11 protein-coding genes are annotated in these 12,735 nt (G+C 67.2%); 5 read left to right on the top strand and 6 right to left on the bottom strand.

Annotated features, from left to right (window positions below):
• Window positions 1-332 precede the first annotated feature (332 nt).
• The 3 genes from smc to VNC39_RS11905 are packed head-to-tail and all read right to left on the bottom strand — an operon-like array spanning window position 333 to window position 4,960.
• On the bottom strand, window positions 333-3,791 hold the full coding sequence (gene smc / locus VNC39_RS11895; RefSeq protein ID WP_325399461.1) for a chromosome segregation protein SMC: 3,459 nt from the start codon (window positions 3,789-3,791) through the stop codon (window positions 333-335).
• A gap of 10 nt (window positions 3,792-3,801) precedes the next feature.
• Window positions 3,802-4,416, bottom strand: a complete 615-nt coding sequence (locus tag VNC39_RS11900; protein WP_325399462.1) for a DsbA family protein — start codon at window positions 4,414-4,416, stop codon at window positions 3,802-3,804.
• 55 nt (window positions 4,417-4,471) lie between these two features.
• Window positions 4,472-4,960, bottom strand: a complete 489-nt coding sequence (locus VNC39_RS11905) for a DUF721 domain-containing protein (RefSeq protein ID WP_325399464.1) — start codon at window positions 4,958-4,960, stop codon at window positions 4,472-4,474.
• Window positions 4,961-5,067: 107 nt separating this feature from the next.
• Between VNC39_RS11905 and VNC39_RS11910 the strand changes: the two genes are divergently transcribed.
• Together VNC39_RS11910 and VNC39_RS11915 are read left to right on the top strand one after the other, a co-directional pair.
• Window positions 5,068-5,949, top strand: a complete 882-nt coding sequence (locus VNC39_RS11910) for an A/G-specific adenine glycosylase (RefSeq protein WP_325399466.1) — start codon at window positions 5,068-5,070, stop codon at window positions 5,947-5,949.
• Entirely contained in the window at window positions 5,949-6,971 is a 1,023-nt protein-coding gene (locus VNC39_RS11915; RefSeq protein ID WP_325399507.1) for a dipeptidase, read from the top strand. Before VNC39_RS11910 ends, VNC39_RS11915 begins: the two co-directional genes overlap by 1 nt.
• A gap of 134 nt (window positions 6,972-7,105) precedes the next feature.
• On the opposite strand, the gene VNC39_RS11920 is transcribed toward VNC39_RS11915, so the two are convergent.
• The 3 genes from VNC39_RS11920 to VNC39_RS11930 form a co-directional block, all read right to left on the bottom strand.
• Window positions 7,106-8,272, bottom strand: a complete 1,167-nt coding sequence (locus VNC39_RS11920; RefSeq protein ID WP_325399468.1) for a TDT family transporter — start codon at window positions 8,270-8,272, stop codon at window positions 7,106-7,108.
• Between the two features lie 150 nt (window positions 8,273-8,422).
• A complete protein-coding gene (locus VNC39_RS11925; protein WP_325399470.1) occupies window positions 8,423-8,785 on the bottom strand; it encodes a hypothetical protein in 363 nt (120 codons plus the stop codon).
• An 89-nt stretch (window positions 8,786-8,874) separates the two neighbouring features.
• Window positions 8,875-9,207: a hypothetical protein gene (locus VNC39_RS11930; protein WP_325399472.1), complete on the bottom strand. Its 333-nt coding sequence runs from the start codon at window positions 9,205-9,207 to the stop codon at window positions 8,875-8,877.
• Between the two features lie 249 nt (window positions 9,208-9,456).
• Here VNC39_RS11930 and VNC39_RS11935 point away from each other — a divergent pair, with 249 nt between their 5' ends.
• The 3 genes from VNC39_RS11935 to VNC39_RS11945 are packed head-to-tail and all read left to right on the top strand — an operon-like array spanning window position 9,457 to window position 12,677.
• Entirely contained in the window at window positions 9,457-10,491 is a 1,035-nt protein-coding gene (locus VNC39_RS11935) for a S1C family serine protease (protein ID WP_325399474.1), read from the top strand.
• Window positions 10,492-10,495: 4 nt separating this feature from the next.
• Window positions 10,496-11,179: a response regulator transcription factor gene (locus VNC39_RS11940; RefSeq protein WP_325399475.1), complete on the top strand. Its 684-nt coding sequence runs from the start codon at window positions 10,496-10,498 to the stop codon at window positions 11,177-11,179.
• Window positions 11,180-11,198: 19 nt separating this feature from the next.
• The gene (locus VNC39_RS11945; RefSeq protein WP_325399509.1) at window positions 11,199-12,677 is read left to right on the top strand and encodes a sensor histidine kinase; all 1,479 of its coding nucleotides are present in this window, start codon (window positions 11,199-11,201) and stop codon (window positions 12,675-12,677) included.
• The last annotated feature ends 58 nt before the right edge of the window (window positions 12,678-12,735 follow it).

Genomic DNA, 12,735 nt, shown 5'->3' on the forward strand with positions numbered 1-12,735 from the left:
ATTTTAACCCCGAAGCGGACCGACCGCTCTCGGCCCGTCTTGCCTCGTTTGGGAATGAGCCGCTGGCACGCCTCGACCTCGCACTAGCCTGCTACCGTGCTCGATGTTGTCAAGGACGCTGCGCGCCGCTTCGCGGTGGCCTCGAACATCTCCGCGCGGTAGCTTGTCTGTGGCAGGTCGGGACGAAGGAACAGGCGTTTTGCGGATCGAACAAAGGAACGGGATTTGCCCTTCTTCGTTCACTTGGGCCGTGCTGGTTTCAATGCCCCAGGCCCAGCGTCAAAAAAGTTTTTGCGCCGCTTTTTTCAAAAAGCGGCTGCTTTCTTACTTCCTTACTCCGCCGCCATCCGGTCCGGCTCGACCATTTGCACCGCGCGGGACAGATCGACCGAGAGCAGGCGGGAGATGCCGCGTTCCTGCATGGTCACGCCGTAGAGCCGGTCCATGCGCGCCATGGTGAGGTGGTGGTGGGTGACGACCAGGAAGCGTGTGCCGGTTTCGCGGACCATGTCTTCCAGCAGGGTGCAGAAGCGTTCCACGTTGGCGTCGTCGAGCGGCGCGTCCACCTCGTCCAGCACCGAGATCGGCGCGGGGTTGCATTTGAACACCGCGAAAATCAGCGAGAGGGCGGTGAGCGCCTGTTCGCCGCCGGAGAGCAGCGAGAGCGTGCTGAGTTTCTTGCCCGGCGGCTGGGCGTAGATTTCCAGCCCGGCTTCCAGCGGGTCGTCGGAGCCGACCATCCCCAGATGCGCCTTGCCGCCGTTGAACATGCGGGTGAACAGAGCCTGGAAATGTTCGTCCACCTGTTTGAACACGGCGGTGAGGCGTTCGCGCCCTTCGCGGTTCAAATGGCCGATGGAGCCGCGCAGCTTGGCGATGGCGGTGGTGATCTCGTCGCGCTCGCGGTCGATGGTGGCGATGGCCTCTTCGGCCTCGCCGGCCTCGATTTCCGCGCGCAGGTTCACCGGGCCCATTTCCTCGCGCTCGCGCGTCAGGCGTTCGAAGCGGCGTTTGGCTTTCTCTTCCGAATCGGGCGAGAGATCGGCGGGCAGTTCCGGCAGGGTGGGATTCACGCCGAGCCGTTCCAGGATGCGTTCGGCGACGGTGCCCCAGGCATGGTTGGCGGCGGTGATGTTGCCTTCCTCGCGGGCGCGGGCTTCGCGGGCGCTGCTCATGTCGCTCTCGGCCTTGCGCGCGGCGCGGGCGGCGGTGTCGGCGTCGGCCTGGGCCTTGCGCAAGGTTTCGGCGGCGCGGCGGTGCAATTCGTCGGCGTCGGCCAGATCGCCCTTGGCCGCTTCACGGGCACGGGCGGCCTCGCTCGGCGCGGCCTCCAGGGCGGCGATGGCGTTTTTCGCCTCCTCATGCCGGGCCGCGAGGTCGGCGAGGCGGTCTCCTGCGTCGCGCCCGCGTTCGTGCCAGTCGTTCATTTCCCGGCCCAGCGTTTCCAGCCGGCGGGTGCGCGCGGCCTCGGCGCTGCGCAGGGATTCGCGCCTGGTCCGCGTCGCGGATTCGGCCTGGCGGGCGGCAGTCAGAACCGCGCGGGCCTTCTCCACCGTGGCGCGCGCCACCTGCGCGTCGGGCAGTTGCGCGGCGTTGGCCTGCACGGCGGCGAAAGCGGCTTGCGCCTCCGTTGCCTCGGTTTCCATCTGGTGATGCTGCGCCTGCGCCTGGGCATGGCGGGCGGCGAGGCGGTCGGCCTCGGAGGTCAGGCGGATCGCCTCGTTGCGGGCGCGGTCGAAACGCTGCTCGGCGTTGCGGCGCGCCTCACGCGCGGCGGCTTCGGCGCTGCGGGCCTCGCGCTCAGCCTGCTCGGCCCGCTGGCGCGCGGCGCGCACTTCCTCGGCTTTCTGCCGCGCGCCGCTACGCTCGCGCTCAAGCACGGAAAGGCGGTTGCGCTGCGCCAGCCGCACCGCCGCCTCGGATTTGGCGCCGGCGCGCATGGTGTACCCGTCCCACCGCCACACCGCGCCCTCGCGCGAGACCAGGATCTGCCCCGGTGTCAGGCTGGCCTGGTGCGCGTTGCCGTCGGCACCGTCGGGGAGGAGCAGGATATGCGACAGAGCGCGAGCCAGCGCCGCCGGGCCGGTGACGATCTCCGCGAAGGATTTGATTGTCGGAGCCGCGTGCTCAAGATCCGGCAGGTGCCGCCAGTGGCGTGCGGCGGCTTCGTCGGCGGAGGCGGAAAGTTCCTCGCGCAACGCAGCGCCGAGGGCGGTTTCCAGCCCGTCCGGCACCTGCAGCTCGTCGAGCACCGGCTTGCCTTCGCGGCCGAATTTCTGCGCCAGGATCGCCGCCAGCGCGTCATATTCCGCGTTGCTTTTGGTCGCGGCGGCCTCCGCCTCGGCGGCCTGGGCGCGGGATTGCGCAAGCCCGGCCTCGGCCTGGGTGCGGGCGGCTTCGGCTTGGGTGACCGCCTCGCGGGCGGCGGTCAAGGCGGTTTCGGCTTCGGCGCGCTCGGTTTCGGCGGCGGCGACGCGCTCGGGCGGGATCAGCGTCGCGGCGATCTTTTTGTATTCGGCATCAACCTCGGCAAAACGCAGCGTGGCGCGGCGGGCGCGTTGCTCGGCCTCGGCCAAGGCGCGGCGCGCCGCTTCCGACTCGGCGGCGATGCGCGCGGCATCCTCGGTGGCGCGGGTGGCATCGGCTTCGGCGCCGCGCACCGCCTCCAACGCGGTTGCCTCGGCTTCCTCGGCTTCCGCCAAAGCTGCCGGCGTGGCCGCCTGTTCCTGCGTCAGCCGCGTTTGTTCTTCTTCCAGGCGGGCGCGCGCGGCGGTGGCGTCGGCGACGAGTTTCTGCGCGTGGCCGTGGTCGCGGGTCAAAGCGTCGAGGCGCGCGCGGGCCTCGTTCAACGCGGCGCGGGCGCGGTTTTCCACCTCGGCGGATTGCTCGCTGGCGATGCGCGCGCGCTCCAAGGCGGTGCGGGAAGCGGCTTCCTCTTCGCGCAATGCGGGCAAGGCGGTTTCCGCCGCGGCGGCGCGGGCGGCGGCCTGCTCGGCTTGCGCGGCGGTTGCGGCCACGGCGGCCTCGGCGGCGGCGAAGGCGGCCTGCGCGGTTTCCCGCGCGGCCACGGCCAGGGCCTGCTGGAGCGCCAGCAGTTCGGCCTCGGCGGCGCGGATCGCGCCGGACAGGTTGCGATAGCGGCTGGCCTGGCGCGCCTGGCGTTTCAGCTCGGCCAGCCGCGCCTCGATCTGGCCTTTCAGGTCGTCGGCGCGGGTCAGGTTCTGCTCGGCCTGCTTGAGCTTGAGCTCGGCTTCATGGCGGCGGGCATGCAGGCCGGTGATGCCGGCGGCCTCTTCGAGCAACGCGCGGCGTTCATTCGGGTTGGCGTTCACCAGCGCGCCGACGCGGCCCTGGCTCACCATCGCCGAGGCGCGGGCGCCGGAAGCGAGGTCGGCGAACAAGGTCTGCACGTCGCGGGCGCGGGCCTCCTTGCCGTTCACCCGGTAGGTGCTGCCCGCGCCGCGTTCGATCTTCCGGGAAATTTCCAGGTCCGGCGCGTCGAACGGGGGCGGGGCGAGCCCGGCGGTCTCCTCCAGCGTCAGCGTCACTTCCGCGAGGCTGCGGGAGGAGCGGCCGGCGGTCCCGGCGAAAATCACATCCTCCATCTCCGCGCCGCGCATCTGGCGGGCATTGGATTCGCCCATGGCCCAGCGCAGCGCTTCGATGACGTTGGACTTGCCGCAGCCGTTCGGCCCCACCACCCCGGTCAATCCCGGCAGGATTTCCACGGTGGTCGCATCCGCGAAGCTCTTGAAGCCGGCGATGCGCAGGCGGGCGAAACGGGCGGGCACTCCTGGCTCCTTACGAGGCGGCGTTCACCGCGGCGCGGAAATCGGCATAATCCATCGCGCCGGGCATGATCTTGCCGTTGATGATGAAGGTCGGCGTGGCGTTGACGTTGTATTTTTTCTCCGCCACCTGCTGCTCGTTGAGGATAAAGGCGCGCAGCTTGGTGTCGGCCAGGGCAGCGTTGTAGGTTTCCTGGTCCATGCCGGCGAGCGCGGCATATTTGTAGATGCTCTGCTTGTAGTTCACGCCCGGCGCGAAGGCCCAGTCATTCTGGCCGGCGAACAGCGCCTCGATGAACGGGTAATATTGGTCAACCGGCAGATAGCGCGCCACCTGGGCGGCCATCAGGGCCACGTCGTCGAGCGGGAAATCCCGGTAAATGATCCTGAGCTTGCCGGTATCGACCAGGTTCGGCTTTACCTGCGGCATCGTCACCGTGCCGAATTCCGCGCAATGCGTGCAGGTGAGGGAGAAATATTCGATGGCCGTCACCGGCGCGGTGGGTGAACCGATCGACCGCTCGCTGAAGGGGGTGGCGCTCGACGAGCTGCTCGCGGCGGCGAACGCAGACGGGGCAATGACGCTTGCGCCCACTAGAGATAGTACGGAACGGCGAAATAAACGCATAATTACCTCTAAATATAGTGTAAGCGGATTTTCTCGGCCGCGTCGACTCGTAAATTTACGAGCGGCTCTTCATACCGCGGTACAGCGCCGCCAAAGCTTCGCCAAGTGGCCCCTCGGGAAGATTCGCGGGCGGCTCGATGGCGGCGGGCCCGAGTCGGGCCGGGCGCGGCGCGGCGTGGCGCGGCGTTTGCTGTAGGAAGCGCAACCGCTCCACCAGTTTCTGCCCGAGGGCGAGGTTGAGGCGTTCGATGATCTGCGCTTCCGCCATCTGCAGCTCCATCGCGGTCGGGCCGGTGCAGCCGAGGGTGAGCGTGCCGCCGGCGAATTTCAATGGCGTCGTGCGCGCATAGAGTTCCGGCCCGGCGAGTTGGCGCCAATCCGCCAGCAATTGCGCCGCGGCCGGGGCGCGCTTGCGGAACGCCGGACGCACCACCGGCGCCAGCAGCGCGGCAATGCCGCGCGGGGCATAGTTGCGCGGCGCCTCGGGCAACGGCACATCCTGTTGGCGTGAAACCCGCTTCTTCTTCTCCGTCCCCAATACCACCGGCCTCAAACCTCCTGTCCTGGTACGCCGCCCATCGGCGGCATCTGCCCTGGCGGTCGCCGCCGGGGGGTGCCGCCGACCCATACCATGTCTGGCTCTCCGAGATCATGCTGCAGCAGACCGTGGTGGCCACCGTAATCCCATATTACGCGAAATTTCTTAGCTCTTACCCCAGCATCGAGCGACTCGGCGCCGCCCCGCTCGATGAGGTGCTGGGAATGTGGGCGGGGCTTGGCTATTACGCCCGGGCCCGCAACCTGCATGCCTGCGCCCAGGCGGTGACGGCGCTGGGCGGGTTTCCCCGCACCATCGAAGGGCTGCGCGCGCTGCCCGGCATCGGCCCTTACACCGCCAACGCCATCGGCGCGATCGCTTTTCAGGTTCCGGCCCTGCCGGTGGACGGGAACATCGAACGTGTCGCGTCACGAATTTTCGCGATCGAGGCAGAGCTTCCCGCAGGCAAGCCGGCCATCGCCACCGCGGCGGGCCGGCTGATGGAGGATGATGCCGCGCGGGCAGCGCCGGGGGATTTCGCGCAGGCTTTGTTCGATCTCGGCGCTACCATCTGCACCCCGCGCAGCCCGGCCTGCGGCATCTGCCCCTGGATGGGGCATTGCGCCGCGCAGGCACGCGGCATCGAAGCGGAGCTGCCGCGTCGGGCCAAGAAACCGGCCAAGCCGCGCCGCACCGGAATCGCTTACGTGCTGCTGGATGAATCTGACGAGGTGTTCCTGATCCGCCGGCCGCCGCGCGGGCTGCTCGGCGGCATGCTGGCCTTGCCCGAGGCGCCGCCGATCGCCACGCAATGGCGCGATGCCGGGGCGATCGAACATGTGTTCACTCATTTCGCCCTGACGCTAAGCGTGCGGGTGGCGCGCGAAAAATTGCCCGACTCGGCGCTGCGGGCCCCGGCGGCGACGGCTTCGCTGCCGTCGGTCATGCGCAAAGCGCTTGACGCTGGCCGCCGGGCGCTGGACGATGCCGCATGATGTTGACCGATCCGCATGACGGCCTCCTCGCCATCGACACCCATGTCGACATTCCCTGGCCGCACGGGCCGAGCCCGTTCGAGAATGGCGCGCGCTGTGTCGATCTGCCGAAATTGCGCGCCGGCCGCGTCGCCGCCGTGTGCTTCGCCGCCTACGTGCCGCAAGGGCCGCGCGATGCGGCCGGGCACGAAGAAGCGGCCGCCAGGGCCAGCGCCATGCTGGACGCGATCGCGGCGATGGCGCCGGCGGATGGTTCCGGGGGCGTGATGGCCACGACCGCCGCCGCGGTGGAGGCGGCTTTCGCGGCGCGGAAAACCGCCATCATCCCCGCCATCGAAAATGGATACGCGCTGGGCACGGATCTCAGCCGGCTCGACGGCTTCGCCCAGCGCGGCATCCGCTACATTACGCTGACCCATAACGGCCATAACGCCATCGCTGACGCGGCGATTCCCCGGCAGGATCTGAACGACGCCCAGGCCGAGCATGGCGGGCTCTCGGCCTTCGGCCGCGAGGTGATCGCGCGCATGAACCAGCTCGGCATTCTCGTCGATGTCTCGCACGCCGCGAAATCCACCATGATGCAGGCGGCGGAATGCTCCGCCACGCCGGTCCTCGCCACCCATTCCTGCATGCGCGCTCTGTGCGACCATCCGCGCAATCTCGACGACGAGCAGCTCGACATGCTGAAGGCGACCGGCGGCCTGGCGCAGGTCACTATCGTTTCCGGTTTCCTGCGGCTCAAGGCGCGCGCCGCCGATCTCACCGTGGCGGACATCGCCGACCATGTCGATTACGCGGTCAACCGCATGGGCATCGACCATGTTGGCATCGGCACCGATTTCGATGGCGGCGGCGGCGTGCACGGCTTCATGAACGCCGCGCAGGCGCCGCATCTGACCGCGGAACTGGCCAAGCGGGGCTATGACCGCGAGAGCCTGCAGAAAATCTGGGGCGGCAATTTTCTGCGCCTGTTGCGCCAGGCCGAGGCCGTGCGCGCGGAAGCGCGCGTTCGGGCGTAAGGCAAGGAAAACAGAAAGGAAGCGCTACTTTTTGTGAACAAAAAGTAGCAAAAAAACTTTGTTATGCTGGGTCATGGGCGTTGGCGCTGACGCAGCCTCGGACCCAGCATAATAAAGTTTTTGCGCCGCTTTTTTCAAAAAGCGGCTGCTTCCCTTTCTTTACGTACAGGCGCGGGGGTGCCGGCCAGGCCGGGATCCGTAAACAGGCGGCCGTGATACGCGCCGATCAAGGTGCGGGTCATGACGGTCAGCCACAGGATTGCGAGGGCGATGGACAGGAAAGCGCCCAGCAGGGTGAACGCCGCGATGCCGGTCTGCTGGCCCAGGGCGAAGGTCGCCAGGGTGAACACGCCGAGGGGGAAGGTGAAGCCCCACCAGCCCAGATTGAAAGGCAGGCCGCCGCGCAGGTAGGTCAGGGTGGTCGCCACGGCCATGGTCATCCACCAGGCGCCATAGCCCCAGAAGACGAGGCCGCCGAGCAGGCCGATGCCGCAGGCAACGGTGCCGATATCGCCCATGCCGACCGCGCCGAGGAGGGTGGGCGCATCGTGGCCGAGCACCAGCAGGCCAAGCGCACCGGTGCCGAGCGGGCCCAGAGCCAGCCAGGTGGTGACCGCGGCGTCGCTTTTCGGCAGCTTATGCAGCGCCAGGCGCAGGAACAGGATGGTCAGGATGCTGAGCGCGATCGGCACCGACAGCGACCAGAGCAAATAGGAGGCGAACAGCAGATGTTCGGCGGCGACGGCGTCGGTGAGATGGGGTGCCAGCAGCCCGCCGCTGGCCGCCGTCACTTCGCAGGCGACGAAAGGCAGCAGCCAGACGGCGTTCATGGTCTCAATGCTGTGCTTCTGCCGGGTGAACATCAGGAACGGCACGAACAGGCCGATGCCGACGGCGAGGAGGGCGTCGATGTACCAAAGGGCTTGCGCGATCGTCACGGCTTCGGCGCCGTAGCGGGAGATGCCGAAGGCGAGATAACCGTTGACGATGGTGGCGAGGCCCATCGGGATGGCGCCGAGGGCCATCGGCGTGACGGGATGGAGCATGGATTTCGCAGCACCTTCGGGAAAGAAGCTCCAGCGCGCGAGGTAAAGCAGGGTTAGCGCCGCGAACAGTACGATATTGGCCTGCCAGAGCATCCCGGTGATTTCGTGCAGGCCGGGAACCGGGAACGGAAACTGGTTGAGCACGAGGGCCGTGGCGCCGGTGCCCATCGTGGCGGTGAACCAGTTCGGGGTGAATTGGCGGATGATCTCCTGCGGACGATCATGATGCGAGAATGGCTTGGTAAGTTTGAACACGGGAACCCTCCTTGTCTGGAGGGAACGTAGGCCGGACAAAATGATTAATTAATCAGATTGTATTGTTTGTATTGTCCAAAATAAATGATTGTTTTTGACGCGGTTGGCGCCGGGCCCCGAGCTAAAAATAGTCGAATGGGAATGGGAAGCTCAGCGCTTGCGTCCAGGTGACAAGATATATTCGGCGAGCGCGCCAGCGAGCAGGGAGGCGAGTAGCGCCTTTTTTGGATCCCGCGCCAGCATCAGCCTGGCCACCAGCCCGATGGTGTTTTGGAACTCACCGAGCAGGCGGCGCGGCCGCCGCCTCATCCGGCGAAGGCTCGCGCCGCCTGCCAAAGCGAGGCAGAGGGCGAGCACCACAAGCACCGCTCCGGTGACCGCCGCCGCCGCCGGCCTGCCCAGATGCGGCGCCACCCACAAATAAAAGGCGGCAACGAAACATCCGCTCGCCGCCAGCAGGATGCCGAGCACGGCGAGGGCCAGACAGAACCCGATCACCGCCCATTTGATCACGCGGCGGAACCGTCAGCCGATACGTTGCGGCGGACCCGCCGGCCGGCCCTGCCGGCCGGGAGATGAGGCGTCATGATGACGGGAATGGCTCAGGGGACGCGGCGCAGAAGCTGCGCGGCGACGATTCCGACCCCGAACGCCACCGCCAGGCTGGTGAATGGCCGTGCTTCGACCCCGCGTTCCAGCCGCGCCATGGCGTCCTGGCCGGTGCCCTTGAGCCGCCCCGCGAGCTGCTCGAATTCGGCCTCCAGCGCGCTGATCCGCGACGTGACGTTGCCGCCCTCCAGATAGGCGTTCATCTGCGCCAGGGCCTCGGCGGCATGGGGGCCCAGCTTCTCGCTAAGCTCGCTGCGAAAGCGGTTGAATTCCTGCTTCAGATGCTCGAAATCGAGAGTCTCGGAGTCGACGGAGCTGTTGTGCATAGCGGGACCTCCTGATCAACCTGGATTTCGTAAGGAGGGCGTGGCTTGTCAACGCCCGCGGCGCAATTTTGCTGACGACGGCGCGTTTGCCGCGAAGGACCGCTTGCATGGCGCCGGGCGTGATGGCATTGCGCGTTGTTTATGGAGCGCTGCTCGAAACGCCGCCTGGAGCTATACGCATTTCGCTGGAATCGGCTGATTCCGGCGAAATGCGCATGGCTCGCCAAAATCGGGCCAGCGCCTTCCTCCTTGAAGACGACAGCCTTGATGGGCGCGTTTTTCGCCACGGCGATGGCTGCGCCGGTGCATGCGCAGCTCGGCCGGTTCGGCGGCGCGCCGGCCTCGCTGGCGCCGCTGGTGCGGGCGGTGGCGCCGGTGGTCGTGGGCATTGCCGTGACCGAAACGCCGGGTGCCGTCACCACCGAGGTTCCGGCGGCGCCGGGCAAAGGGCTTTCCTCCCGGACCGAGCCGGTCTCCGAGGCCGCGGGCTCCGGTTTCATTGTCAGCCGGGACGGGCTGATCGTCACCAACGACCATGTCGTGAAGGGCGCGGCGCGAATCACCGTCACGCTGGACGATGGCGAGAGTTTCCCGGGAAGGATGGTGGCGGCCGATGACCTCACCGACATTGCGCTCGTGAAAATCGACGCGCACCGGCCTCTGCCGGTGGCGCATTGGGGTCGTTCTGCCGCGGTCGAGGTGGGGGATTGGGCGCTGGTCGCGGGAAATCCGTTCGCGCTCGGCAATTCCTTTACGCTCGGCATCATTTCCGCGGAGGGGCGCGACATCGGCGACGGTCCGTTCGACCATTTCCTGCAGCTCGACGCGCCGATCAATCCCGGCAATTCCGGCGGCCCCGACTTTGATATGCAGGGCCAGGTGATCGGCATCAGCTCCGCCATCGTCTCGCCGTCGGGCGGCTCGGTCGGCATCGGCTTCGCAATTCCCAGCGACAGCGCGCGGCCGATCGTCGCCGCTCTGATCGCGCATGGCGACGTCTCGCGCGGTTGGCTCGGCGTGTCGGTCGAGGACGTGCCGTCCAGCCGCGCCGGCGCGGAAATCGTCGGTGTCGAGCCGGGCGGCCCGGCCGACCGGGCCGGGCTGGAGCGCGGCGACATGGTGGTCTCCGTGGATGGCCATCCGGTATCCGGCGCCGCCGGATTGACGCGCGTGATCGCCTCGATTGCGCCCTGGACCAAGGTAGTCCTTGGGATTCAGGACAAGGAACATATATCCTACCTGCCGGTCGTGATCGACCGCCGGCCGGTTCAACTGGGAGAGTAGAGAGATGCGCATACTCGTCGTGGAGGACGACAAGGACGTCGCGGGCTTTGTGGTAAAAGGCCTGCGCGAGGCGGGACATACGGTGGAGCACGCCGATAATGGCCGCGACGGCTTGTTTCTTGCCGCGTCGGAGAATTTCGATGCGATCATTCTGGACCGCATGCTGCCCGGCGGGATCGATGGGCTGCGCCTGCTGGAGACCTTGCGGGCGCAGGACAACGCGACCCCGGTGGTGTTCCTTTCCGCCCTCGGCCAGGTCGACGACCGCGTGAAGGGGCTGAAGGCGGGCGGCGACGATTATCTGACCAAGCCTTTCGCGTTCGCGGAATTGCTGGCGCGTGTCGAAGCCCTGACGCGGCGCGGCAAGAGCGACGGGCCGACCACCCGGCTGGTGGTGGGCGACCTGGAGATGGATCTGCTGTCGCGCTCAGTACGCCGCGGCACGCAGCGGATCGACCTGCAACCGCGCGAATTCCGCCTGTTGGAATATCTGATGCGCCATGCCGGCCAGGTGGTCACCCGCACCATGCTGCTCGAGGGCGTATGGGACTATCATTTCGACCCGCAGACCAACGTGATCGACGTGCATGTGTCGCGGTTGCGGCAGAAGATCGATAAGCCGTTCGATTTGCCGCTGCTGCATACGGTCCGTAACGCCGGATATATGCTAAAGGCGGAAGAAGTATAACGGCAGGCGGCGTGATTTGATGGAGAATCAGCGATCTGGCGTAGGGTGGTGGCGGTTTGCGCCGCCGGCGGTTGCGGCGGCGCAACCGCAAAAACGCCGCTCCCGCCCGCTGATTCGCTCCGCCGGCATCCGCTTCGCCTTGATCTATGCGGTGGTGTTCGGGATCTCGGCCTTCCTGCTGGCTTTCTCGCTCTGGTACTCCACCGTCGGCCTGCTGCAGCGCCAGGTGGAAATCTCCATCCGCAACGATTCGATCGCCCTGAACGAGCATTTCACCACCGGTGGCCTGCCGTCGCTGATCGCGGCGATCCATGATCGCATGACCGATGCACTGGATGCGGACGGGATTTATCTGCTGCTCGATCCGCTCGGCAACCGCATCATCGGCAATCTCGACCAGTGGCCGGTCGGGCTGACCGAAACCAGCACCTGGTACCAGCTTCCGGTGAAGCGCCATGGGGTAAATTCGGTGGCGCTGCTGCGGGCCTCAACCCTGCCCGGCGGCGACCAGCTCCTGGTCGGGCGCGATGTGCGGGCGCGCGCGGAACTGCGCAACGTGCTGCGCGACGGCCTGATCTGGGCGCTGGGCCTGATGTTCGCGCTCGGCATCATCGGCGCGATCCTGATCCGTTCGCTGTTCCGGCGCATGATCCGCGACATTTCCACTACCACCAGGGCGATCGCCCGCGGCGATCTGACACGCCGCATCCCCAAGACCGGGGATGGCGACGAGTTCGATGAACTGGCCGAGATCATCAACGACATGCTGGAGCGCATCGCCCGGCTCATGGACGGGGTGCGACAGGTCTCCAATGCCATCGCCCACGATCTGCGCACGCCGATCACGCGCGCCCGCACGCGGCTCGAGGACGCGTCGCTGCATGCGCATTCCCTCGACGACCTGCAATCGGCGATCGAGCGGGCCACCCAGGATCTGGACGGGATCGTCGGCGTGTTCGAGGCGTTGCTGCGGATCGCCGAAATCGAGGCCGGCTCGCGCCGCGCCGCCTTCTGCAAGACCGACCTGGCGCCGATGCTGCACGATATCGACGAATTGTACCGCGCCGTGGCCGAGGAGCGGGGGCTGACGCTGCACACCCAGATCGCCCCCGAGCTGCCGCTGCTGGGCGACCGTGAACTGATCCAGCAGGCGGTGGCGAACCTGCTCGACAACGCGCTGAAATTCACCGCCCCCGGCACCACCATCGATTTTCGCGCCAGGCTGGAAGAGATGGTGATCGAGATCACCATCGCCGATCGCGGCCCCGGCATCTCGCCGGAGGATCGCAACCGCGCCACCGAGCGGTTTTTCCGTGCCGAAACGGCACGAAACACGGCCGGCTCCGGGCTCGGCCTGGCGCTGGTGGCGGCGGTCGCGCAACTTCATCACGGCACGCTGCATCTGGCGGACAACCATCCCGGCCTGCGCGCGATGATCTCGCTGCCCCTGCGCGGCGAGGCCCTGGGACCTAAGCCCCAGCCGCCGGCGAAGGGCTAGGGCAGGCAAGTAAGAAAAGGAAAGGCTACTTTTTGTGAACAAAAAGTAGCAAAAAAAC

The sequence above is a fragment of the Acidocella sp. genome (genome assembly GCF_035535915.1).
In the GTDB taxonomy this organism is placed as follows: Bacteria; Pseudomonadota; Alphaproteobacteria; order Acetobacterales; family Acetobacteraceae; genus Acidocella.